Source organism: Pseudoduganella sp. R-43 (assembly GCF_049913255.1).
GTDB lineage: Bacteria > Pseudomonadota > Gammaproteobacteria > Burkholderiales > Burkholderiaceae_D > Rugamonas.
This window is the reverse complement of record NZ_CP183988.1, coordinates 5,634,948-5,658,661: the sequence shown is the minus strand read 5'-3', so window position 1 is coordinate 5,658,661 and position 23,714 is coordinate 5,634,948. Positions and strand designations below refer to the sequence as shown.

Annotated in this window: 23 protein-coding genes; 10 read left to right on the top strand and 13 right to left on the bottom strand. The window is 62.9% G+C overall.

The genetic code is table 11. From position 1 onward, the window contains the following. Nucleotides 1-5: 5 nt before the first annotated feature. Nucleotides 6-572 (top strand): chromate transporter, encoded by a 567-nt coding sequence (locus ACN9M3_RS25820; RefSeq protein ID WP_426164102.1) that lies wholly within the window; start codon nucleotides 6-8, stop codon nucleotides 570-572. Continuing rightward, nucleotides 569-1,108 (top strand): chromate transporter, encoded by a 540-nt coding sequence (locus ACN9M3_RS25815; RefSeq protein ID WP_426164100.1) that lies wholly within the window; start codon nucleotides 569-571, stop codon nucleotides 1,106-1,108. The genes ACN9M3_RS25820 and ACN9M3_RS25815 overlap by 4 nt, the downstream gene beginning before the upstream one ends. On the opposite strand, the gene lgt is transcribed toward ACN9M3_RS25815, so the two are convergent. Next, complete coding sequence (lgt, locus tag ACN9M3_RS25810) at nucleotides 1,073-1,894, bottom strand: prolipoprotein diacylglyceryl transferase (RefSeq protein WP_426319046.1); 822 nt, start codon at nucleotides 1,892-1,894, stop codon at nucleotides 1,073-1,075. The two genes, ACN9M3_RS25815 and lgt, sit on opposite strands and share 36 nt — an antisense overlap. Then, the gene (locus ACN9M3_RS25805; protein WP_426319045.1) at nucleotides 1,895-2,791 is read right to left on the bottom strand and encodes a LysR family transcriptional regulator; all 897 of its coding nucleotides are present in this window, start codon (nucleotides 2,789-2,791) and stop codon (nucleotides 1,895-1,897) included. A 90-nt stretch (nucleotides 2,792-2,881) separates the two neighbouring features. Between ACN9M3_RS25805 and ilvD the strand changes: the two genes are divergently transcribed. Beyond that, complete coding sequence (ilvD, locus tag ACN9M3_RS25800) at nucleotides 2,882-4,747, top strand: dihydroxy-acid dehydratase (protein ID WP_426319044.1); 1,866 nt, start codon at nucleotides 2,882-2,884, stop codon at nucleotides 4,745-4,747. Here ilvD and ACN9M3_RS25795 read toward each other — a convergent pair. Further along, nucleotides 4,725-5,741, bottom strand: coding sequence for a GlxA family transcriptional regulator (locus ACN9M3_RS25795; RefSeq protein WP_426319043.1), 1,017 nt, complete (start codon nucleotides 5,739-5,741; stop codon nucleotides 4,725-4,727). The genes ilvD and ACN9M3_RS25795 overlap by 23 nt on opposite strands. A 34-nt stretch (nucleotides 5,742-5,775) precedes the next feature. On the opposite strand from ACN9M3_RS25795, the gene ACN9M3_RS25790 reads away from it, so the two are divergent. Beyond that, nucleotides 5,776-6,576: an MBL fold metallo-hydrolase gene (locus tag ACN9M3_RS25790; protein WP_426319042.1), complete on the top strand. Its 801-nt coding sequence runs from the start codon at nucleotides 5,776-5,778 to the stop codon at nucleotides 6,574-6,576. On the opposite strand, the gene ACN9M3_RS25785 is transcribed toward ACN9M3_RS25790, so the two are convergent. After that, nucleotides 6,539-6,772, bottom strand: coding sequence for a TIGR04438 family Trp-rich protein (locus ACN9M3_RS25785; protein ID WP_426164085.1), 234 nt, complete (start codon nucleotides 6,770-6,772; stop codon nucleotides 6,539-6,541). The genes ACN9M3_RS25790 and ACN9M3_RS25785 overlap by 38 nt on opposite strands. Nucleotides 6,773-6,882: 110 nt before the next feature. Here ACN9M3_RS25785 and ACN9M3_RS25780 point away from each other — a divergent pair, with 110 nt between their 5' ends. Then, nucleotides 6,883-7,194 carry a c-type cytochrome gene (locus tag ACN9M3_RS25780; protein ID WP_426164083.1) on the top strand — a complete coding sequence of 104 codons (312 nt, stop codon included), beginning with the start codon at nucleotides 6,883-6,885 and terminating at the stop codon, nucleotides 7,192-7,194. A 58-nt stretch (nucleotides 7,195-7,252) separates the two neighbouring features. Here the strand turns inward: ACN9M3_RS25780 and ACN9M3_RS25775 are convergent, their stop codons facing one another. The 7 genes from ACN9M3_RS25775 to folD all read right to left on the bottom strand — a co-directional run bounded on the left by ACN9M3_RS25775 (nucleotide 7,253) and on the right by folD (nucleotide 14,174). Beyond that, on the bottom strand, nucleotides 7,253-8,380 hold the full coding sequence (locus ACN9M3_RS25775; RefSeq protein ID WP_426164081.1) for a branched-chain amino acid ABC transporter substrate-binding protein: 1,128 nt from the start codon (nucleotides 8,378-8,380) through the stop codon (nucleotides 7,253-7,255). 87 nt (nucleotides 8,381-8,467) lie between these two features. Beyond that, nucleotides 8,468-9,610: a branched-chain amino acid ABC transporter substrate-binding protein gene (locus ACN9M3_RS25770; protein WP_426319041.1), complete on the bottom strand. Its 1,143-nt coding sequence runs from the start codon at nucleotides 9,608-9,610 to the stop codon at nucleotides 8,468-8,470. Between the two features lie 71 nt (nucleotides 9,611-9,681). Continuing rightward, nucleotides 9,682-10,047 carry a hypothetical protein gene (locus tag ACN9M3_RS25765; protein ID WP_426319040.1) on the bottom strand — a complete coding sequence of 122 codons (366 nt, stop codon included), beginning with the start codon at nucleotides 10,045-10,047 and terminating at the stop codon, nucleotides 9,682-9,684. 3 nt (nucleotides 10,048-10,050) lie between these two features. Beyond that, nucleotides 10,051-10,473, bottom strand: coding sequence for a DNA polymerase III subunit chi (locus ACN9M3_RS25760; RefSeq protein ID WP_426164074.1), 423 nt, complete (start codon nucleotides 10,471-10,473; stop codon nucleotides 10,051-10,053). Nucleotides 10,474-10,489: 16 nt separating this feature from the next. Then, nucleotides 10,490-11,122, bottom strand: coding sequence for a DUF4124 domain-containing protein (locus ACN9M3_RS25755; RefSeq protein ID WP_426319039.1), 633 nt, complete (start codon nucleotides 11,120-11,122; stop codon nucleotides 10,490-10,492). Between the two features lie 16 nt (nucleotides 11,123-11,138). Continuing rightward, complete coding sequence (locus ACN9M3_RS25750) at nucleotides 11,139-13,211, bottom strand: M3 family metallopeptidase (RefSeq protein WP_426164069.1); 2,073 nt, start codon at nucleotides 13,209-13,211, stop codon at nucleotides 11,139-11,141. A 117-nt stretch (nucleotides 13,212-13,328) separates the two neighbouring features. Beyond that, nucleotides 13,329-14,174: a bifunctional methylenetetrahydrofolate dehydrogenase/methenyltetrahydrofolate cyclohydrolase FolD gene (gene folD / locus ACN9M3_RS25745; protein WP_426319038.1), complete on the bottom strand. Its 846-nt coding sequence runs from the start codon at nucleotides 14,172-14,174 to the stop codon at nucleotides 13,329-13,331. Between the two features lie 89 nt (nucleotides 14,175-14,263). Between folD and ACN9M3_RS25740 the strand changes: the two genes are divergently transcribed. After that, entirely contained in the window at nucleotides 14,264-15,025 is a 762-nt protein-coding gene (locus ACN9M3_RS25740) for an AAA family ATPase (RefSeq protein WP_426164065.1), read from the top strand. Here ACN9M3_RS25740 and ACN9M3_RS25735 read toward each other — a convergent pair. Continuing rightward, entirely contained in the window at nucleotides 14,991-15,815 is an 825-nt protein-coding gene (locus ACN9M3_RS25735; protein ID WP_426164062.1) for a DUF2071 domain-containing protein, read from the bottom strand. The genes ACN9M3_RS25740 and ACN9M3_RS25735 overlap by 35 nt on opposite strands. 19 nt (nucleotides 15,816-15,834) lie before the next feature. Between ACN9M3_RS25735 and ACN9M3_RS25730 the strand changes: the two genes are divergently transcribed. The 4 genes from ACN9M3_RS25730 (at nucleotide 15,835) to lpdA (ending at nucleotide 23,138) form a co-directional block, all read left to right on the top strand. Then, a complete protein-coding gene (locus tag ACN9M3_RS25730; RefSeq protein ID WP_426164060.1) occupies nucleotides 15,835-16,734 on the top strand; it encodes a hypothetical protein in 900 nt (299 codons plus the stop codon). A gap of 228 nt (nucleotides 16,735-16,962) precedes the next feature. Then, nucleotides 16,963-19,659, top strand: coding sequence for a pyruvate dehydrogenase (acetyl-transferring), homodimeric type (gene aceE, locus ACN9M3_RS25725; RefSeq protein WP_426164058.1), 2,697 nt, complete (start codon nucleotides 16,963-16,965; stop codon nucleotides 19,657-19,659). A gap of 22 nt (nucleotides 19,660-19,681) precedes the next feature. Beyond that, a complete protein-coding gene (gene aceF / locus ACN9M3_RS25720; protein WP_426319037.1) occupies nucleotides 19,682-21,337 on the top strand; it encodes a dihydrolipoyllysine-residue acetyltransferase in 1,656 nt (551 codons plus the stop codon). A 10-nt stretch (nucleotides 21,338-21,347) separates the two neighbouring features. After that, a complete protein-coding gene (gene lpdA, locus ACN9M3_RS25715) occupies nucleotides 21,348-23,138 on the top strand; it encodes a dihydrolipoyl dehydrogenase (protein ID WP_426319036.1) in 1,791 nt (596 codons plus the stop codon). Nucleotides 23,139-23,142: 4 nt separating this feature from the next. On the opposite strand, the gene ACN9M3_RS25710 is transcribed toward lpdA, so the two are convergent. Beyond that, nucleotides 23,143-23,697: a hypothetical protein gene (locus ACN9M3_RS25710; RefSeq protein WP_426319035.1), complete on the bottom strand. Its 555-nt coding sequence runs from the start codon at nucleotides 23,695-23,697 to the stop codon at nucleotides 23,143-23,145. Nucleotides 23,698-23,714 lie beyond the last annotated feature (17 nt).

Sequence of the window (23,714 nt, the reverse complement as noted above, 5' to 3'; positions counted from 1 at the left end):
TTGCGATGCAGGATGCACGGATCGGATGCTGGGCGCTGTTCAAGGTCTTCTCACACATGGCGATGCAGGGCTTTGGCGGCGTGTTGCCCTTTGCCTACCGCCACCTGGTTGAACGCACGCAGTGGCTGACCGCCGCTGAATTTGGCCAGCTCCTCAGCATCGCGCAGCTGCTGCCCGGGCCCACGATCTGCAACCTGTCCGTCATGGTCGGCCAGCGCTACGCCGGCGTGGCAGGCGGCTTTTCCGCGCTGGCCGGTCTCCTGCTTGGCCCATTCTTCATCGTGATCGCGCTAGGCGCGGCCTACCAGGAGCTGGCGCACCATCCGCTGTTCATCAACGCCATGCGCGGCATGGCGGCAGCGGCGTCCGGGCTGATCCTCGCGACTGCGCTCAAGCTGGCGGTCGGCATGTTGCGCGGCTCTGCGCTGCCGGCCCGCCGTGCGGTACAGGTCGCGCTGCTGGTGGCGGCTTTCATCGGCCTGGGGGTAGCCAAGGTCGGACTCATCACGGTGGTTGCCACGCTGGTGCCGATCGGCTTCCTGCTGTTTGCCTTCGTCTGGAGGAAACCATGAGCGATGACGTCAAACTGGGCGGGCTGGCATGGCACCTTGCCGTGCTGTCGCTGACGGCAATCGGCGGCGGCGTGGTGCTGGTCGCGCCGGACGTGCACCATTACGTCTCCGTGCAGAACCATTGGCTGACCGATGAACAGTTCGCCGCCATGTACGCCCTGGCGCAAGCAGCGCCCGGCCCGAACCTGCTGTTCGTCACGCTGATCGGCTGGATGATCAAGGGCTGGCTGGGCGCCGTCGTGGTTACCCTGGCGGCAATCGTGCCATCGTCTTGCCTGGTGCTGGCGCTGGGGACGGTGATCAACCGCCACGGCGGCGGGGAGGGGCGCTGGGCCGGCGCGCTGCGCGATGCGCTGGCGCCGCTGGCGGCCGGCATGCTGGCCGGCGCCGCCTGGACTTTCCTGAGCGTGGCCGGCGCCGGATGGCGCGGCATCGTGCTGGCGCTGGCCGCCGCGGCGGCGGCCTATGCGACCAAGCTGAATCCCTTGTGGCTGATTGCCTTAGGCGCGCTGGCCGGCGCGATCGGGCTGGTTTGAGCGGTAGGCCCATACCAGCATGATGATGGCGCCGATGATCATCGGCAGCGACAGCATCTGACCGGAAGTGATCGGCAGGCCGGCCACGGTGATTTCCCAGTCCGGCGTGCGGAACCACTCGGTGAAGAAACGCGCGCAGCCATACAGCAGCACGTACAGCGCACCGACCGCCAGGCGAGGGCGGGCCTTGCGCGCGAACGGCCACAGGATGCAGAACACCAGGATGCCGTCGACCAGCATCTGGTAGATGGCCGAGGGGTGGCGCGGCATTGGGCCTACGTTCGGGTAGATCATCGCCCATGGCAGGTTCGGATCGCTGACAATGCGCCCCGGCAGTTCGGCGTTGATGAAATTGCCCATGCGGCCGGCGGCATAACCGAGCGGCACCAGCGGCGCGATGAAGTCATACACGTCCAGCAGGTTGCGCTTGCGTTTGCGCCCCCACAGCGCCATGCCGATCAATACGCCGAGGAAGCCGCCGTGGAAGCTCATGCCGCCTTCCCACACTTTGAAGATGCGCAGCGGCGTCAGCAGCATTTCCGGCTGGTAGAAGAACACTTCGCCCAGGCGGCCGCCAACAATGACGCCCAGCATTCCGTAGAACAGGATGTCGTCCAGGTCTTCCTTGGTCCAGCCTTGCGCGGCAATGTGCGGCTGCTTGATGCGCACGCGGCCCAAGGCGATAAACATGGCAAAGGCCAGCACGTACATCAGGCCATACCAGTGGATCGCCACAGGACCCAGGTGGACGGCGACCGGATCGGGCATTGGATGCATTAAGGGCATTCAGATTCTCTTTCTCATCAATTCCAAAAAGCCGCGCAGCACGGGCGAGGCATTGTCGCGCCGCCAGGCCAGGCCGGTTTCCACCAGCGGCGTGCTCTGGACCAGGGGCAGGTATTCCACGCCTGGCCGGCGCAAATTCGACACGGATTGTGGCACAAGTGCGATACCCATGCCAGCCGATACCAGGCTGACGATGGTCTGCATCTGGATCGCTTCCTGCCCCGCCTCGGCGGTAATGCCTGCCTCGCGGAACACGGACAGGATGGCATCGTACAGGCCGGGCGAGATATGGCGCGGGAAAATGATCAGGGGCAGGCCTGCCAGCCTGCGCAAGTTGGCGGTACGCGCCCGCGCCAGTGCAGGCAGTCCCGCAGGTGCGGCCAGCACCAGCGGTTCGCTCAGGACGGGCAGGTAGTCGAGTTCCTGGCGCGCACGGTCGGGCAGGGGCGGGATCAGCAGGCCTGCATCGACGCGGCCTTCCAGCAGATCGTCCAGTTGCAGGTCGGAGGTGGCCTCCTTCAGCGTGATCTCCACCAGCGGGAATTCAGCACGGTAGGCCTGCAATGTCGGCGGCAGCACGCTGTAGTCGGCGGACGACACGAAAGCCAGCGACAGGCGCCCGCTGGCGCCGCTGGCCGCGCGCTGCACCAGCGCCGGCAGGGCGGCAGACTGTTCGAGCATGCGGCGCGCCTCAGGCAGCAGGGCTTCGCCGGCCGCGGTCAGCGCCACGCCGCGCCGGTTGCGCTCGAACAGCGGTGCGCCCAGCATCTCCTCCAGCGCCATGATGGTCTGCGACAGCGGCGGTTGCGTCATGTGGAGCCGGCGCGCGGCGCGGCCGAAATGCAGCTCCTCGGCGACCGTGGCGAAATAGCGCAGCTGGCGAAGTTCGATATTCATTCGCAAAGCATATCACAGCAGTGATTATCATATATTTGACAACTCGACAGGGGCAAGGCAACCTTAGACTCTTACTGAGGAGACCCCACCATGCCGCAATACCGTTCCTACACCACCACCCAAGGCCGCAATATGGCAGGCGCGCGCGCCCTGTGGCGTGCCACCGGCATGAAAGATGGCGATTTCAATAAGCCGATCATCGCCGTGGTCAATTCCTTCACCCAATTCGTACCGGGCCACGTGCACCTGAAAGACCTGGGCCAGCTGGTTGCACGCGAGATCGAAGCAGCGGGAGGCGTTGCCAAGGAATTCAACACCATCGCCGTTGACGACGGCATCGCCATGGGCCACGGCGGCATGCTGTACTCGCTGCCCTCGCGCGACCTGATCGCCGACTCCGTCGAATACATGGTCAACGCCCACTGCGCCGACGCCATGGTGTGCATCTCGAACTGCGACAAGATCACCCCGGGCATGCTGATGGCCGCCATGCGCCTGAATATCCCTGCAGTCTTCGTCTCCGGCGGCCCGATGGAAGCGGGCAAGGTGATCAAGGCTGTCAACGGCGGCGAAAAGATCATCAAGCTGGACCTGGTCGACGCCATGATCAAGGCCGGCGACCGCACCGTATCCGATGCCGACGTGGCGGAAATCGAGCGTTCGGCCTGCCCGACCTGCGGTTCCTGCTCCGGCATGTTCACCGCCAACTCGATGAACTGCCTGACCGAAGCGCTGGGCCTGTCCCTGCCGGGCAATGGCACCATCGTCGCCACTCACAGCGACCGCAAGGAACTGTTCCTGCGCGCCGGCCGCCTGATCGTGGAAATCACCAAGCGCCACTACGAACAGGATGACTACAGCGTGCTGCCGCGCTCCATCGCCACCAAGGAGGCGTTCGAGAACGCGATGGCGCTGGACGTCTCCATGGGCGGTTCCACCAACACCGTGCTGCACCTGCTGGCAGCCGCGCACGAAGCGGGCGTGCCGTTCACCATGGCCGACATCGACCGCATCTCGCGCAAGGTGCCATGCCTGTGCAAGGTTGCGCCGATGACCGACAAGTTCCACATCGAAGACGTGCATCGCGCCGGCGGCATCATCTCCATCCTCGGCGAACTTGCGCGCGCCGGCCTGCTGGACACCACCCAGCACACCGTGCACAGCCCGACCATGGGCGACGCCATCGAAAAATATGACATCAAGCGCAGCGACGACGCTGCCGTGCACCAGCTGTTCCGCGCCGCACCGGGCGGGGTCCCGACCCAGGTGGCGTTCTCGCAATCCGAACGCTATGCCTCCTCGGACCTGGACCGCAGCAGCGGCTGCATCCGCGACCTGGAGCACGCTTATTCGAAGGACGGCGGCCTGGCGGTCCTGTACGGGAACATCGCCGAAAAGGGCTGCATCGTGAAGACCGCCGGCGTGGATGAATCGATCCTGAAATTCAGCGGCAAGGCACGCGTGTTCGAAAGCCAGGACGCTGCGGTGGAAGGCATCCTGGGCGACACCGTGCATGAAGGCGACGTGGTCATCATCCGCTACGAAGGCCCGAAAGGCGGCCCGGGCATGCAGGAAATGCTGTACCCGACCTCGTACATCAAGTCGAAAGGCCTGGGCAAGGCATGCGCGCTGTTCACCGACGGCCGCTTCTCCGGCGGCTCGTCTGGCCTGGTGATCGGCCATGCCTCGCCGGAAGCGGCCGAAGGCGGCGCGATCGGCCTGGTGGAAGAGGGCGACATGATCGACATCGACATCCCGGCGCGCACCATCAACCTGCGCGTGACGCCGGAGACGCTGGCACAGCGCCGCGCCGCAATGGAAGCTCGCGGCGCCGACGCCTGGAAACCGGTGGATCGCGAGCGCTACGTCTCGCAAGCCCTGCAAGCCTACGCCGCGCTGACCACCTCCGCCGACCGCGGCGCCGTGCGCGATCTCAGCCAGCTCGCTCGCAAATAAAAAGTCTGCTGAAGCTAGTTCGGTATTGGGTCGGGGTGAGGGCGGTGAGGTCTTTGAACATGCGCCGCATGCCTGAGTCGCTGCTGAAGCCTAGCTCGATGCTGATCGTGCTGGCGGATGCCTTGGTGTAAATCAGGCGCTCGCTTACTTGCCGCAACTTGATGCGGCGGATGTAGGCAGCAGCCGGCATGTCGCTCGCTGCCAGCACTTTGCGGGCGAGCGTCCTTTCCGTGGTATGCATCTCGGCCGCTACACGCGCCACGGAGGCTTCGCTGGCCGGCAGTCTCTCGACGGCCAGGTGCAGCTTGCGCAGCATGGCGTCCTGTTGCTCGATCAGGTCGAGCATGTGAAAGGTGTGGTGGGTTCTTTCCTCCGGTCGCGGCAACACCATCAACCTTGCCAGTTCACGATAGGCTTCCTTGCCTAGCTTGGCCTCAATCAGTGACTGAATGATGGGCAGATGGCCGTTGACGCCCGATGCGGTGGCGGTACGCTCGTTAACTGCCAGCGTGCGCTCGAATTGCCAGCGCACCTTGGGGAAGCTTGTTGTGGCGTAATCGGCGAGCCACCAGGTGAGGGTTGCCGTTTGCCTGTCCAGCCGGCCCGTTGCGGCGGCGAGGCATACGCCGGTGCAGTAGGCCCACAGCTGCACGCGACGCGGCAGCGCGGCAAGCGCGGCGACGAGGCCTGCGCTGGCGTCCAGGGTGCGCGCGGCCTGGCCCAGGGACTGGCCCCAGAAGCCTGGCACCAGCAAAGCATCGACTGCCGCTTCTTCCAGCGCTATCGCGGCGTGCAGGTGCTGGGCGTGTGCGCATTCGACCTTGCCGGCGCGGGCGGCGACAAAGACCGGTTCAAACAGCGGCTTGCCGGCCCGCAGGTTGGCGGCGTGCAGCAAGTCCATCGCGGCAAACAAGCCGGCAGGCAGGCAATTCGGGTAGAGCAGGAGGCCGATGCGCATGGCGGGAAATGGATGGATTGTGTCGGATCCTGCCATTGTAGAGCGAGCCGCCCGGGCGCACAATTTCGGCATGAAGATCACTCAACTTCGCAACGCGACGGCCATTATCGAGTTTGGCCCATACAAAATACTCGTGGACCCCATGCTGGCGCCAAAGGGCGCGCTGCCGCCGCTCAAGCTGCTGGGGGAAAGGCTGCGCAATCCGGTCGTCGAGCTGCCGCCGCTGACGGAAGGCATGCTGGAAACGGTCACGCACTGCCTGATCACGCACTGCCAGAAAGGCCACTTCGACCACCTGGACCGCGCCGCCAAAGCCTGGCTACGCGGCAAGCAGATCCCCGTCATCTGCACGCCGCATGATGAGGGACACCTGCTCCAGCGCGGCTTGAACGTGCAGCCGCTGGCGCCGGGCCATCACGAACCCCAGCCCTTCCTTGAAGGGCGTATCAGGACCGTGAACTGCCGCCACGGCAAAGGCCTGGTCAGCCTGATGATGGAACACGGCGTGGGCTACTTCATCGAGATGCCCGGTGAGCCGAGCCTGTACCTGTCGGGCGACACCATCCTGACGCAGGAAGTGCTGGATTTCCTGGCGCTGCACCAGCCCGACGTCAGCGTCGTACCGGCAGGCGGCGCCAGGTTCGACCTGGGCCACGAAATCATCATGGGAATCGAAGAGGTGCTGCAGTTCGCCCGCGTCACGAAGGGCATCGTGGTGGCGAACCATCTTGAAGCCTTGAGCCACTGCCCGGTTCAGCGGGCAGCGCTACAGGAACAGGCGCTGCGTGCAGGCCTGGCCGGCCGCGTCGTCGTGCCCGCGGATGGCGAAACCCTTACTTACGCTTCTTCAGGTCGTCGAACGCCTTCTTGACGCGATCCTTGCGGCGCTGCTCGTCGACGTTGTGGGCCTTGCGCTTGTCGAGGCCCAGCATCGGCTCGATCACTTCGAAAAAGACAAAGGCAATGGCCATGATGCCGCCGATCCACCACCACGACAGGTCGGCGAACTTCCAGACTTCAAAGTACTTCAGTGCCACGAGGGCGATAATCAATAAGATAATGGGCATGGAAAACTCCTTAGTATTCCATCATAGCAATATCCGGCTAACGGTCAACCCATAATACGCAGTGCGCGTTGTGGAGTAGAATTGTGTCAGTTTTTTTCCTGGAGATGAAAATGAAACGTTCACTGTTGGTTGGTTTCCTGGTTACCGCGGCTTTCTCGTCGCAGGCTGCTTTCGCAAACGCTGACCTGGCCAAGGCCAAGAACTGCATGGCTTGCCACGCAGTGGCCACCAAGCTGGTTGGCCCGGCTTACAAGGATGTCGCTGCCAAGTACGCCGGCCAGAAAGATGCTGAAGCCAAGCTGGTTGCGAAAGTCATGAAGGGCGGTTCCGGCGTCTGGGGCGCAGTCCCGATGCCAGCCAACCCGCAGGTAAGCGAGGCGGAAGCCAAGACCCTGGTGAAATGGGTCCTGTCCCAGAAATGACGTAAAAAAATGGGGACGTACCCCATTTTTCAAAGAAAAAGGGGTACGTCCCCTTTTTTTATTTGATTACTTCGATGCGCGTTTTCTTGTCGGCCTTGTAGCCGAACAGCGTCAGCGCGCCATCCTTGATATCCCCCTTGGCGTCGAAGGCGATGGTGCCGCTGATGCCGTCATGCCTGACCTTCTTCAGGAAGGGCAGGTACTTGGCCGGGTCGGTCGACTTGGCATCGGCCATGGCGTGGGCAATTGCCATCGTTGCATCGTAGGCGTACGGGGCGTAGATCTGCACGTCGTAGCCGTAGCGTTTCTTGAAGCGGCCGGCAAATTCGTCCAGTTTTTTCTCCTGCTCCGGCGTCACGCCGCCGGCTTCCGCGCACACCACCACGTCGTCGGCGCCGCCCGACAGTTTCGGCAGCGCTTCGGTGCAGATGCCGTCGCCGCCCATCAGCTTGGCCTTGATGCCGAGCGCCTTCATCTGGCGCAGCAGCGGGCCGCCCACCGAGTCCATGCCGCCGAAGAACACCAGGTCCGGGTTCCTGGACCGGATCGAGGTCAGGATGGCGTTGAAATCGGTCGACTTGTCGGTGGTGAACTGCTTGTCCACGATCTGCACGCCGGCGCCTTTCTTGGCTTCCTTCAGGAATTCGGCTGCCACGCCCTGGCCGTAGGCGGTGCGATCGTCGATCACGGCGATGCGCTTGGCGCCCAGTTTCTGCGTGGCGTACTTGCCCAGCGAGCTGCCCAGCTTGAAGTCGTTCGCCACCACGCGGAAGGTGGTGTTGAAGCCCTGGTTGGTGTACACCGGGCTGGTGGACGAAGCCGAAATCTGCGGGATGCCGGCGTCGTAGTAGATCTTGGATGCCGGAATGGTGGTGCCTGAATTCTGGTGCCCGATCACGCCCTGTACTTTGGCGTCGACCAGCTTCTGCGCTGCCGAAGTCCCCTGTTTGGGGTCGCCGGCATCGTCTTCCGACACCATCTCGAACTTGACCGCCTTGCCGTTGACCTTGAATCCCTTGGCGTTCAAGTCTTCCACCGCCATGCGCACGCCGCTCTGGTTGTCCTTGCCCAGGTGGGCGGACTGGCCGGACAGCGGCCCGACGTAGCCGATCTTGACCACTTCCTGGGCGCTCGCGGCGCCAGCAAAGGCCAAGGCGATGGCTGCGATGATGGTTTTGGTTTGCATTGCACTTTCTCCTGAAACGAAAACGGGCCGCCATGCTGGCTGGCGGCCCACGGGCTCCCCCCCGATAATTCTCGCGTACTGCGTTGGTTACTTGACCACTTCCATCTTGGTCTTGATGCCGCCCTTGTAAGTGAACAGGGTCAACGCACCATCCTTGATGTCGCCGAACGGGTCGAACTCGATCAGGCCGGTCACGCCCTGGTGCTTGATCTTGGCCAGCGCCGGCAGGTATTTGGCCGGCTCGGACGAATTGGCTTTTTCCATGGCGTCGGCCATGGTCATGATGGCGTCGTAGACATACGGCGCGTACAGTTGCACTTCCTGGCCGTACTTCTTCTTGTAGCGGGCACGGAAGTCGTCCATGTTCTTCTGCATGTCGGCAGTCACGCCGCCGGCTTCGGCGCAGGTGACTACGCCATCGGCGGCAGCGCCGGCGGACAGGCGGTACAGCGCATCGGTACAGACGCCGTCGCCGCCCATGAATTTGGCATTGATGCCCAGCGCCTTCATCTGGCGCAGCAGCGGGCCGCCGACCGAGTCCATGCCGCCGAAGAACACCAGGTCCGGATTCTTGGACTTGATGTTGGTCAGGATGGCGTTGAAGTCGGTGGCATTGGCGTTGGTGAATTCCTTGCCGACCACTTGCACACCCGGCAGGGCTTTCTTGGCGCCTTTGACGAATTCGTCGGCCACGCCCTGGCCGTAAGCGGTGCGGTCGTCGATCACGGCGATCTTCTTGGCGCCCAGGTTCTTCACCGCATAGGCGCCGAGGGTGCCGCCCAGCTTGTTGTCGTTGGCAACTACGCGGAATGCGGTGTTGAACTTCTGCTTGGTGTACACCGGCGAGGTGGCGGCCGGCGAAATCTGCGGGATGCCGGCGTCGTAGTAGATCTTGGAGGCCGGGATGGTGGTGCCGGAGTTCAGGTGGCCGATCACGCCCTGGACCTTGGCGTCCACCAGCTTTTGCGCGGCGGTGGTGCCCTGTTTCGGGTCGCCCGCATCGTCTTCGAACTGCACCACGAACTTGACTGGCTTGCCGCCGATCTTGACGCCCTTGGCGGTCAGGTCCTCAACGGCCATGCGGGCGCCGTTTTCCATGTCCTTGCCCAGGTGCGAATTAGGGCCCGATACCGGGGCGACGTGGCCAATCTTGATAGTGTCCTGTGCGTAGGCGCTGCCGGCAAATACCAAGGCAAGGGCGACAGGGATGAACTTGTTCTTGAACTGCATCGGGGGCTCCAGTCAAAAAGTCGGATTTGCCAGAGAAAATACAACAAAATCCCCGAATGGCAAAGAGGGAATTATTTCTGGCGGGTGGAACTGGCCTGCAGGTGCGTGATTTCCTGCTGCACGGCGCGGGTGACGATCTTGCCGATGGTGTCGTGCAGGCCATCGCGGATTTCCGCCGTCAGGGCATGCAGGGCATGTTCCAGGACTTCGGCCATGCTGTCCTTGATGCGTTGCTCCAGCACGAAATCGACGCGGTTCGACAACTGCTGCAGCACCTGCTCGGAGACGCGGCGCTGCAGCGCTTCCCAGTCCAATGCATCGCCCGGCGCGGGTTGCGCTTCGTCGGCCGGCGCCGCAGCAACGGCGGACGCCGGCGGCGGCTCGTCGTTCATGATTTCGGTCAGGACCGGGATGCTGGCGTCAAAAGGCTGGTTCATTAACTACTTGCCTACAGTGAGGTGTTTGAGCGGGAAATCCTGGCGTTTGTAGGCAGCATAGCGCAGGCGGCCCGCCGCTGCATCTTCCTCGTCGGAGGAGATGACTTCGATCAAACGCGGAAACGCCTCGAACTGCGCCGGAGCGCGGCGCGCCAGGTTGACCAGCAGGCCGGCTTCCGGCAGTTCTGTCGTGTCGCTGTCGGCCAGCACAATGGCGGAATCGGGCGCCAGCGGATCGTTGGCGTGGGCGTGCGGCAGGAAGTCGATGGCGGAGAAGGTCCACAGGGCCTTGTCCAGCTGCGCCAGTTGCGCTGCGTCTTCGGTCATCACGACGATGCGCGGCGTGCTGGCGTAGGCTTTGCGCAGCAGGCGGCAGGCATAGGCAACCTTGTCCGGCACGCCGCTGTGGAAATCGATCTGCGTCATTGGTTCTTGATGCGTCTCAGAAGCGGAAGTTCGGCGGCGCGTTTTTAGGCGTTTCGCGTTCGCGGCGAGCCTTCTCCGCGGCGGCTGCTGCGCGGTCGGCCTCCGCCTTGCTGGCGGCGACTTCCTCGGCGCTCGGAGCGCGCGGCGGCGCGGCGGGCGCAGGCGGCGGGTTCGAATAACCCGGCGGCAGCATCTTCTCGGTCGGGTAGCCGGCCTGGGTCAGCGCGCTATCCCAGGCACCTTGCTCGAAGCCGATCTGGCGCGTGCGCCCGACCAGCAGGAACGGCACCTGGCCTTCGCTGCCGGCCTTTTTCATGGCATCGAAGTCGTCGTTGGTGGAGACCGTCTTTTCGCGGTACGGAATGCCGCGGTTGGCCAGCAGGGTGCGGGCCATATTGCAGCCGGCGCCGCAGTTGGGGGTGGTGTACAGCACTACCGGACGGGCACGCACGGCCTCCGCCAGTTCGGCGGGCAACTCGGCGCCGCCGGCGCCGGCGGTGTTGTAGTTCTTTACTTCCGCCTTCTTGGCGGTGGCTGGCGGCGGCGTCTCCGTAAAGTGGGTGACGCCTTTCTCGTCCTTCCACTTGTACATCTGGGCGTGCGCCGCGCTGGCAGTCAGCAGCAGCAAAAGCAGGGCAGCGCGTTTCATTGACTTTCTATCTCCATTAAGCCGCCATGCCGCTGTGGCGCAGCAGGGCGTCGATGCTCGGCTCACGGCCGCGGAATGCGGTAAACGACTCCAGCGCCGGGCGCGAACCGCCGACGGCCAGGATCTCCTGCTGGAAGCGTTTACCAGTTTCTGTGGACAGTTTGCCGCCGTCCAGCGCCGCCGCTTCCTCGAAGGCTGCGTAGGCGTCGGCAGACAATACTTCCGCCCACTTATAGCTATAGTATCCCGCCGCATAGCCTCCGGCAAAGATATGGCCGAAGGAATGTTGGAATCGGTTGAAACTTGGCGGGATGATAACGGCAAACTTGCGGCGCACTTCGTCGATCACGTCCTGCACCGATTTGGCGCCGGATGGCTGGAAATCGTAGTGCAGCAGCATGTCGAGCAGGGCGAATTCCACCTGGCGCAGGGTCTGCAGGCCGGACTGGAAGTTCTTGGCCGCCAGCATGCGGTCGTACAGGGCGCGCGGCAGCGGCAGGCCGCTCTTCACGTGGGCGCTCATATGGCTCAGCACATCCCATTCCCAGCAGAAGTTTTCCATGAACTGCGACGGCAGCTCGACAGCATCCCATTCGACGCCGGAAATGCCGGACACCGCCAGCTCTTCAACCTGGGTCAGCATGTGGTGCAGGCCATGGCCGAATTCGTGGAACAGCGTGATCACTTCATCGTGGGTGAACAGCGATGGCTGCGGCACGCCGTCCACCACCAGCGGTTCGGTGAAATTGCAGGTCAGGTAGGCGACCGGAGTTTGCAGCTCGCCGTTCTTGATGCGGCGGCCGCGCGCGTCGTCCATCCAGGCGCCGCCGCTCTTGCCTTCGCGGGCGTACAGGTCCAGGTAGAACTGGCCTACCAGCACGCCATCGCGTTCGATGCTGTAGAAGCGCACGTCCTTGTGCCAGACCGGCGCGCTGTCCGGGCGGATGCTGACGCCGAACAGGGTTTGCACCAGCTTGAACAGGCCGTCGACCACTTTGTGTTCGGGGAAGTACTGCTTCACTTCCTGCGCCGAGAAGGAGTACAGGTGCTGCTGCAGCTTTTCGGAAGCGTAGGGCAGGTCCCACGACTGCAGGTTGTCGATGCCCAGCTCCTTGCTGGCGTAGGCCTGCAGTTCGGCCAGGTCTTTCTCGGCGAAGGGGCGAGCGCGTTTGGCCAGGTCTTCCAGAAATTCGATGACCTGTTCCGGCGACTTGGCCATTTTCGGCACCAGCGAGACTTCGGCGAAGTTCTTGTAGCCGAGCAGACCGGCCTCTTCGGCACGCAGTTTCAGCAGCGTGGCGATATTGGCGGTGTTGTCCCAGTCTTCGCGCTTGCTGAACGCGTCGCCCAGCTCGGAAGCCTTGGTGGCGTTGGCACGGTAGACCTTTTCGCGCAGCGCGCGGTTGTCGCAGAACTGCAGGATCGGGTAATAGGAAGGGAAGTGCAGGGTGAACAGCCAGCCTTGTTTGCCGTCCTTTTCGGCCAGCGCCTTGGCGGCAGCCTTGGAATCGTCGGGCAGGCCGCGCAGTTCGGCTTCGTCCTCCACCAGCAGTTTCCAGTCATTGGTGGCGTCCAGCACGTTCTCGCTGAAGCGGGTGCTGGTGGCGGCGTGTTCTTCCTGGATCGCAGCGAAGCGTTCCTTCTTGTCGGCCGGCAGTTCGGCGCCGCCCATGCGGAAGTCGCGGATCGCGTTGTCGACGATGCGCTGGCGTGCCGGTGACAGGGTGGCGAATTCCGCGCTGGCGCGCAAGGCCTTGTATTTGGCGAACAGCGCCTCGTTCTGGGCCAGGGCGGTCCAGAACTCGGTCACTTTCGGCAGGTTTTCGTTGTAGGTGGCGCGCAGCTCGGGCGTATCCACCACGTTGTTCAGGTGACTGACGATGCCCCAGGCGCGGCCCAGCAGCTCGGTGGAATTCTCCAGCGGGGTGACGAAATTATCCCAGGTTACCTGGTCGCTGGGCGCTTCCAGTTGCGCCACGGCGGCGCGGTTCTTTTCAAGCAGGTGCTCGATTGCGGGAGTGACGTGTTCGGGCTTGATCGCATCGAAACGCGGCAAGCCGCTAAAGTCCAGCAGGGGATTGTCAGTCATTCTTAACTCCTCAATAACCGTAAAAGCAGTGCCAGACCCGCAGGGTCAGGCACTGGTAACGCGGCGGCCGCGTGCCGAAGGTGCCAGACCCCGTGGGTCTGGCACCGGTTTACCGGTTTAAACGCGCTCCGCCGACTCAATCGTATTCATCAGCAGCATGGTAATGGTCATCGGCCCCACGCCACCCGGCACCGGCGTGATATGCGAAGCCACTTCCTTGATGCCCGCAAAGTCCACGTCGCCGCACAGTTTGCCGTTCTCATCGCGGTTGATGCCGACGTCGATAACGATGGCGCCCGGCTTCACCATATCAGCAGTCAGGGTGTTGCGGCGGCCAGTTGCAGCCACCACGATATCGGCCTGGCGGGTGTGATAGCCCAGGTCCGCCGTTCCGCTATGGCAGATGGTGACGGTGGCGTTAGCTTGCAAGAGCAGCAGGCCCATTGGCTTGCCAACGGTGTTGGAACGGCCAATCACGACAGCATGCTTGCCCTTCAGCGTAACGCCGGTCGATTCGATCAGCTTCATGCAGCCGTAAGGCGTGCATGGCAGGAAGCCTTCCAGGCCGGTCATCAGTTCGCCGGCGCTCAGCACGGAATAGCCGTCCACGTCCTTGGTCGTAGCGATGGCCTCGATCACCTTGTGCGGGTCGATATGCTTGGGCAGCGGCATCTGCACCAGGATGCCGTGGATGCTTGGGTCGGCATTCAGGGTGGCGATGCGTTCGAGCAGGGCTTGCTCGGTCATGTCTGCAGCGTATTGCTCTTTCACGGAGCGGATGCCGGCGTCTTCGCATGCCTTGACCTTGTTGCGCACGTAGACATGGCTGGCCTGGTCGTCGCCGACCAGGATCACGGCCAGGCCGGGCTGTTTGCCCTTGGCGGTCAGTGCGGCGGCGCGGGAAGCGATTTCAGCGCGCAGTTTTTGGGAGAGTGCTACTCCGTCGATCAGTTGTGCAGACATGATTGCTTGGATTGGTGGAATGGAAAGTCGCCATTATAAATGGTGGCGGCCTTGTCCTGCACTGCACATGATTGTAAGCTTGCCAATAAATGATCTCTTACCAGTTCCTGATTGATGCCCAGCTGCGCCCGGACAAGACGCCCGATTTCTCGGCTTACCCCTTCTGCCTGCCCGCCGTGCGCCACCTCGGCCGCCTCGAATTCGACCCGGCAGTGACGTTTATCGTCGGCGAAAACGGCTCGGGAAAATCGACTTTGCTGGAGGGGCTGGCCGTGGCACTGGGCTTCAACGCAGAAGGCGGCAGCAAGAATTTCAACTTCGGCACCCGTGTCTCACATTCGTGCCTGCATGAGTACCTGCGCGTTGCACGTGGCGTGCGCAAGCCACGGGATGGCTATTTCCTCCGTGCGGAGAGCTTCTTCAATGTCGCGACCGAAATTGAGAATATGGACCGGATCCCGGCTCCTGCGCCGCCAGTCATCGATTCCTATGGCGGTGTTTCCCTGCATGAGCAGTCGCATGGGGAATCGTTCCTGGCGCTGCTGGAGAAGCGTTTCGGCGGCAAAGGCCTGTACATCCTGGACGAACCGGAAGCCGCGCTGTCGCCGCAACGCCAGTTGCGGGCATTGAAGCGCATCCACCAACTGGTGCAGGGCGGCTCACAATTCGTGATCGCGACCCATTCGCCGATCCTGATGGCCTATCCGGAAGCCAGCATCTTCGTCTGCACGCCGGATGGAATACGACAGCGTGCTTATGAAGACACCGAACACTACGAAGTGATGCACGACTTCATGGCCAACCCGCGCGGTGCGCTCAAGACGCTGCTAGAGACTCCGAAAGAACCCTGAACTTCACGCGCGGCACGGCGAAGCAGAATGGGCTGCCCGCGTCGGCGCCAGCCATCGGGCAGTTCACCGATTCCGCCTCCAGCGGCAGCACTTCATCGAGCGGAATTGGCAGGCTGATTTCCGATTCCGCCATGCGGCCAGTGCCCGGAACCTCGATCATTGCCATGTGCTGGCATGCGAGGAAGCCGACTGCCTCGTCCCAGTTTGCGAAAGCGCCGGCCAGGCCCGGCGGCAGGGCGCGCTGCGCTCTTACTCGGGTCCGGGCCTTCAGCAGCGGCGCGCTGCCGGCTCCGGGCTCGATGCTGGTGGAGTATTCATCGCCATCGCGCGCATGGACAAACCGTGCAGGCAAATGCGTCGGCAGAATATCGCTGAATATGCGCGTGCCGAGAGCATGAAGCGTGCTATCCATGATATTCCGCACGAAATACACCTTGCCCGGTTCCTCCAGATAGAAGCGCCAGTTGCTTTGCAGGGGCGATGGCATCAGGCGGCGTGTTGCTCCCGCCAGCGCCGGACCGAAATGGCCATGGCGATAGGTAAGGACGCTGAACGGCGTGAGGCCATTGCGCTGCCACAAGCGCACGCCTGCCGGCACCATGGCCTGCGCAGTCGCGGCATCCATCATCCAGGTCAGGTAAACGACGTCGCGCACATCGCTTTCAAGGGTCAGGAACGGCAGGCGCGAAAACACCGCGCGGCGGGCGCTGGCGATGCGTCGGGAATTTGCGAGGCGGGCGAGCAGGCGGCCGGGAAGTCCCGGCGTTGGATGAATGTAATTGTTGGTCATATCACGATATCATAGGCGAATGAAGATAAAGGAGACAATCGCTCGCCTGGCCGCGCTGTTACTGGCATGCGCGGCGTTCGACGCCCGAGCGGTGGATGCCGTGATCTTCGACCGTGCTGCCTCGTCCGCCGACCTTCGGCGCGAATATTCAAAGGTCTTGCTGCAACAGGTGATGGAGCGCACGGTGCCCGAATTCGGGCCGTACACCATCGAATATGCGGACGCCCACATGGAGCGTCCGCGCCTGCTTGAAGCGCTCAAGGACGGAAAGCTGATTAACGTGACCGCCTACCCAGCCGATGCGAAATGGCTCAAGACCCTGCGCGCAGTGCCAGTGCCCACAGATATGGGCTTGCAAAGCTGGCGTATTGCCCTGATCGACAGCAAGAACCAGGAACGCATTCGCAAACTGGTGCTGCCGGGCGGGCTCAAGGAAATGACTGCCGGTGTCGGATCGGTGTGGGTCACACGCGCGTCGCTGCAGGATAACGGCTTCCGCTATGTCACCGGCAGTAACTACATCGGCTTGTTCGACATGCTGGTCGCCGGCCGCTTCGACTACCTTCCGCGCGGCGTGAACGAGATCTTCCAGGAGTACGACCTGCGCAAGCAAGCCTTCCCGCAACTGGCAATCGAAGACAGCATCGTCCTGCACGACAATATTCCCTCGATGTTCTTCGTCTCGCCCAAGACCCCCCGGCTATATAAACGCATCCGCGCCGGCATGGAATCGCTGCTGAAGGACGGCACACTGGAGCGCCTCGTGCTCGAACATCACCGCAGCTACCTGCAGCGCGCCCAACTGTGCAAACGGCGCCGCGTCGACCTGCCGAACAAGGACATCGATCCCGCCATGCTTTCCCGCAGGGAGCTGTGGCTCGATCCCTTTGATCCGCGCCTGGGGCTCTGCCGCAAGTGATGGGGCGCGGGTGCATCGTGCGCCGCCCGCCTGACCGAATCGCGATGATTGAAGCCGCCCGCACGGCTGGTGCTTCATTTCACATTGCAAAATCAACTTCCGCAATTTGAAAAATGCCGAATTCGCTGATAGAATCCTTCACACTTAGCCAAAGTCTTAATAAATAATCACCTGCACCGTCCGGAGCACACAGGGTGGGGCGCCTTCAATTGATAGGAGACTAGTTACATGTCAGCTCAACTTGACCAGGTCACGGCACAAACGGCCAACGATCCTGATGCACAGGAAACCAAAGAATGGCTGGAGGCGTTGGAAGCCGTCCTGGAAAACGAAGGCCCTGAACGTGCCCATTACCTGATGGAGCGACTGGTCGACCTGGCCCGCCGCCGCGGCGCCGACATTCCGTTCTCCGCCAATACCGCCTACGTCAACACCATCCCCGCCCATAAGGAAGCCCACTGCCCAGGCAACCTGGAATACGAAGAGCGCCTGCGCTCGTGGATGCGCTGGAACGCGATGGCAATGGTCGTCAAGGCCAACCGCGCCGACGGCGACCTGGGCGGCCACCTGTCCTCGTTCGCCTCGCTGGCGAACATGCTGGGCATCGGCTTCAACCACTTCTGGAAAGCCGAGAGCGCCGAGCACGGCGGCGACCTGCTGTACATCCAGGGCCACTCGTCGCCCGGCGTCTACGCGCGCGCCTTCCTGGAAGGCCGCCTGAGCGAAGAACAACTGCTGAACTTCCGCAAGGAAGTGGACGGCAAAGGCCTGTCCTCCTACCCGCACCCGAAACTGATGCCGGAATTCTGGCAATTCCCGACCGTGTCGATGGGCCTGGGCCCGCTGATGGCGATCTACCAGGCGCGCTTCCTGAAGTACCTGCACGCGCGCGGCATCGCCAATACCGAAGGCCGCAAGGTCTGGGCCTTCTGCGGCGACGGCGAGATGGACGAACCGGAATCGATGGGCGCGATCGGCATGGCTGCCCGCGAACAGCTGGACAACCTGAACATCGTGGTCAACTGCAACCTGCAGCGCCTGGACGGTCCGGTGCGCGGCAACGGCAAGATCATCCAGGAGCTGGAAGCGGACTTCCGCGGCGCCGGCTGGAACGTCATCAAGGTCATCTGGGGCCCGGGCTGGGACAACCTGCTGGCGCAGGACAAGGACGGCATCCTGCAAAAAGTGATGATGGAAACCGTCGACGGCGAATACCAGAACTACAAGGCCAAGGACGGCGCATACGTGCGCAAGCACTTCTTCGGCAAGCATCCGAAGCTGCTGGAAATGGTTGCCAACATGTCGGACGACGACATCTGGCGCCTGACCCGCGGCGGCCACGACCCGCACAAGATCTACGCTGCATTCAAGATGGCCAACGAGTCCGTCGGCAAGCCAACCGTGCTGCTGGTGAAGACCGTCAAGGGCTTCGGCATGGGCAAATCCGGCGAAGCGCGCAATACCGCGCACCAGACCAAGAAGCTGGACGACGAGGCAATCCGCGAAATGCGCGACCGCTTCAACATCCCGATCCCGGACGACAAGCTGAAAGACATCCCGTTCTTCAAGCCGTCCGACGACGCGCCTGAAATGAAGTACCTGCACGAGCGCCGCAAGGCACTGGGCGGCTACCTGCCATCGCGCCGCACCAAGGCCGACGAGAAGCTGGTGGTGCCGGGCCTCGACGCCTTCAAGGCGGTGACCGACCCGACTCCGGAAGGCCGCGAGATCTCCACTACCCAGGCCTACGTGCGTATCATCACCGCGCTGCTGCGTGACCAGTCGCTGGGCCAGCGCGTGGTGCCAATCCTGGTTGACGAGTCCCGTACCTTCGGTATGGAAGGCCTGTTCCGCCAGATCGGCATCTTCAACCAGCAAGGCCAGTTGTACGAGCCGGTCGACAAGGACCAGGTGATGTACTACCGCGAAGACAAGGCCGGCCAGATCCTGCAAGAGGGTATCAACGAAGCGGGCGGCATGAGCTCGTGGATCGCCGCTGCGACCTCGTACTCGAGCAACAACCGCGTGATGATCCCGTTCTTCACCTACTACTCGATGTTCGGCCTGCAGCGCGTTGGCGACCTGGCTTGGGCGGCGGGCGACATGCGCGCACGCGGCTTCCTGATGGCGGGCACCGCCGGCCGCACCACGCTCAACGGCGAAGGCCTGCAGCACGAAGATGGCCACAGCCACATCGTTGCAGCGACCATTCCGAACTGCGTGCCGTACGACCCGACCTTCGGCCATGAACTGGCCGTGATCATCCAGGACGGCCTGCGCCGCATGGTGGGTGAGCAGGAAGACGTGTTCTACTACATCACCATCATGAACGAGAACTATGCCCACCCAGGCCTGAAGCCAGGCCAGGAAGAGGGCATCCTGAAGGGCATGTACCTGCTGCAAGAGGGCGACAAGTCCGCCAAGCAGCGCGTGCAACTGGTCGGCTCGGGCACCATCCTGCGCGAATCCATCTTCGCCGCTGAACTGCTGAAGAACGACTGGAACATCGCCGCCGACGTCTGGTCCGCTCCTTCGCTGACCCTGGTGGCCCGCGATGGCCAGGACTGCGAGCGCTGGAACATGGTCAACCCGACCAAGGAACAGCGCGTGCCTTACGTGACCGGCCTGCTGAAGGACAGCACCGGCCCGATCGTTGCAACCACCGACTACATGCGTGCATTCGCTGAGCAGATCCGTCCTTACATGCCGGAAGGCCGCACCTACAAGGTGCTGGGCACCGATGGCTTTGGCCGTTCGGACAGCCGCGCCAAGCTGCGCGAGTTCTTCGAGGTGAACCGTTACTACATCACCGTCGCATCCCTGCGCGCCCTGGCGGACGAAGGCAAGATCGCGATGTCGGTTGTGGAAGACGCCATCAAGAAGTACGGCATCAACCCGAACAAGCCAAATCCGGTGACCCAATAAATAAGAAGACGGAGCAAACACTATGAGCATGGTTGAAGTGAAAGTCCCGGATATCGGCGACTTCAAGGAAGTTGAAGTCATCGAACTGATGGTCAAGGTGGGCGACACGATCAAGGTCGACCAGTCGCTGGTGACCGTTGAATCGGACAAGGCATCGATGGAGATTCCTTCGTCGCAAGCCGGTGTCGTCAAGGAAATCAAGGTGAAGGTCGGCGACAAGGTGGCGGAAGGTTCGCTGTTGCTGATCGTTGAAGCATCCGGCGCCGCCGGAGTTCCTGCCGCCGCACCGGCAGCAGCCGCAGCTCCGGCAGCCGCGCCTGCTGCTGCGGCCCCAGCGCCTGCCGCTGCCGCCGCGCCTGCGCCAGCTGCTTCGGCCGGCCCGGTCGAAGTGAAAGTGCCCGACATCGGCGACTTCAAGGAAGTGGAAGTCATCGAAGTGATGGTCAAGGTCGGCGACACCATCGCCAAGGACCAGTCCCTGGTGACCGTCGAATCCGACAAAGCCTCCATGGAAATTCCATCGTCGCACGCTGGCGTGGTGAAAGAGATCAAGGTCAAGGTAGGCGACAAGGTTGCTGAAGGCTCCCTGGTGCTGATCGTTGACGCTGCCGGCGGTGCCGCCGCCCCAGCGGCAGCGCCTGCGCCAGCCGCGGCTCCCGCTGCCGCTCCGGCCGCCGCAGCTCCGGCTGCAGCCGCGACTCCTGCTGCCGCTGCAGCGCCGTCCGCGCCTGCCGTCAACGGCAAGCTGGCCCATGCCTCTCCATCCGTTCGCAAGTTTGCCCGCGAACTGGGCGTGGACGTGACCCGCGTTGGCGGCACCGGCCCGAAAGGCCGCGTGACCCAGCTGGACGTGCAAAATTACGTCAAGGGCATCGTCTCCGGCGCAGTCGCAGCACCGAATGCCGCACCGGCAGCCGCTGGCGGCGGTGCAGGCCTGAACCTGCTGCCATGGCCATCGCTGGACTTCAGCAAGTTCGGCGAAACAGAACTGTCCCCGCTGCCGCGCATCAAGAAGATCTCCGGCCCGAACCTGCATCGCAACTGGGTGATGATCCCGCACGTGACGCAGTTCGAAGACGCCGACATCACCGACCTGGAACAGTTCCGCGTCGACAGCAACAACGCCAACGCCAAGAACAAGGACGCCGTCAAGCTCACCATGCTGGCGTTCGTGATCAAGGCATCCGTGACCGCGCTGAAGAAATTCCCGACCTTCAATTCGTCCCTGGACGAGAAGGGCGAGAACCTGATCCTGAAGAAGTACTACAACATCGGCTTCGCAGCCGACACGCCGCAAGGCCTGGTGGTACCTGTCGTGAAGAACGCCGACCAGAAGTCAGTGACCCAGATCGCCAAGGAAATGGGCGAACTGTCGCTGGCAGCGCGCGAAGGCAAGCTGAAACCGACCGACATGCAGGGCGCCTGCTTCACCATTTCGTCGCTGGGCGGCATTGGCGGTACCGCATTCACCCCGATCGTGAACGCACCGGAAGTGGCGATCCTCGGCTTGTCCAAGTCCTCCATGAAGCCAGTCTGGGACGGCAAGCAGTTCGTGCCGCGCCTGATGCTGCCACTGTCGCTGTCCTACGACCACCGAGTGGTCGACGGCGCATCCGGTGCCCGCTTCGCTGCATACCTGGCCGAAGTGCTGGCCGATATGCGCAAGATCCTGCTGTAAGGAGGCCGCGATGATCGAAGTTAAAGTACCGAACATCGGCGACTTCAAGGACGTTGAAGTGATCGAGCTGCTGGTCAAGGTTGGCGATACCGTCAAGGTCGACCAATCGCTGGCCACCGTCGAATCCGACAAGGCATCGATGGAGATTCCATCGACCCACGCTGGCGTGATCAAGGAACTCAAGATCAAGGTTGGCGACAAGGTGAGCGAAGGCTCGGCACTGATGGTGGTCGAGGAAGCCGTCGGCTCTGCAGCCCCTGCAGCCGCACCTGCTCCAGCCGCAGCTCCTGCGGCCGCTGCAGGCCCGGCGCCAGCCGCCAAGCCAGCCCCGGCCGCGCCTGTGGCTGCGCCGCAGGCTGGCGGCTACCCCGGCCAGGTCGACATCACCTGCGACATGATGGTCCTGGGTGGCGGTCCTGGCGGCTACTCCGCCGCCTTCCGCTCCGCGGACCTGGGCATGAACACCGTGCTGGTCGAGAAATACGCGACCCTGGGTGGCGTCTGCCTGAACGTGGGCTGCATCCCGTCGAAAGCCCTGCTGCACCTGGCAGCCGTGGTCGACGAAACCAGCCACATGGCCAAGAATGGCGTCACCTTCGCCAAGCCGACCATCGACATCGACCAGGTGCGCAGCTACAAGGAAGGGGTCATCAAGAAGATGACCACCGGCCTGGCCGGCATGGCCAAGATGCGCAAGGTGAACGTGGTGCAGGGCGTGGGCCAGTTCCTCAGCCCGAACCACATCGAAGTCACCGCGGCCGACGGCAGCAAGAAGGTCGTGCAGTTCAAGCAAGCCATCATCGCCGCAGGTTCCAGCGTGGTGAAACTGCCGTTCGTCCCTGAAGACAACCGCATCGTCGACAGCACCGGAGCGCTCGAGCTGCGCTTCATGCCGAAGAAGATGCTGGTCATCGGCGGCGGCATCATCGGCCTGGAAATGGCCACCGTGTACAGCACCTTCGGCGCGCGCATCGACGTGGTCGAAATGATGGACGGCCTGATGCAAGGCGCCGACCGCGAAGCCGTGAAGGTCTGGCAGAAGTACAACGAGAAGCGCTTCGACCGCATCATGACCAAGACCAAGACCGTCGGAGTGGAAGCGCTGCCGGAAGGGATCAAGGTCACCTTCGAAGCCGCCGAAGCCGGCGTCACCGCGCCGGAACCGCAGCTGTACGACATGGTCCTGGTGGCAGTCGGCCGCAGCCCGAACGGCAAGAAGCTCGCCGCCGACAAGGCCGGCGTGATCGTCACCGACCGCGGCTTCATCAACGTCGACAGCCAGATGCGCACCAATGTGCCGCACATCTTCGCCATCGGCGATATCGTCGGCCAGCCGATGCTCGCGCACAAAGCCGTGCACGAAGCCCACGTCGCTGCCGAAGCAGCCCACGGCGAGAAGGCTCACTTCGACGCGAAGATCATTCCATCGGTGGCTTACACCGATCCGGAAGTGGCATGGGCCGGCATCACCGAAGACGAAGCGAAAGCCAAGGGCATCAAGGTCGAGAAGGGCCACTTCCCATGGGCTGCCAGCGGCCGCGCCGTTGCCAACGGCCGTGACGAAGGCTTCACCAAGCTGCTGTTCGATGCAGAGACGCACCGCATCATCGGCGGCACCATCGTCGGCACCCACGCCGGCGACATGATCGGTGAAATCGCCCTGGCGATCGAGATGGGCGCCGACGGCATCGACATCGGCAAGACCATCCACCCGCACCCGACCCTGGGTGAATCGATCGGCATGGCAGCAGAAGCCTACGAAGGCGTCTGCACCGACCTGCCGCCGCCGCGCAAGCGCTAAGCCGTTAGCGCGATGGGAGGACAGCCTGGCGCGTATCGACCGCGATCCAGTTGTCCTCCCAGGTCTTTCCATTGTCGGCGGAGTAGGCCTGCTCGAAGCGCCACTGGTCCGCGCCCAGCGGGACAATCAGGAAGCGGACCAGGATCTTGCGGCCATCCAGCGTGTCCTGGCCGAAGAAGGTGCCGCGCCCCTGCTTGAAGCTGCCGTGCATTGGCTCCGTCATCGCGCCGTTGGCGAGATTCGCGAAATGCAGGCTCCATTGCCCGCTCGCAGGCTGGTACAGGCGAAGGGAAACTCCGGCAATCCTGCCGGCAGGGCCCTGCACATCAAATTCAACGATATTTGCCCGTTTTCCCATCAGTGGAGAGACGGTCGTCGTGCCGGCATATTCAAGCCATTCCTGGCTGCCGGTAAGAGGTTTGCTGAGTCGCCGCAGTGTTGTTTGCCAGGTCCCCAATTCCCAATTGAAGTCCTGTTGGCCATCGCTCGCTGGAGGAGCCGCTGCGGGGGAGCCGATGTGGATGAAGAAGACCAGGAGCGCAATGAAGGCAGTTTTCATGGTGATGATCCGGGCGT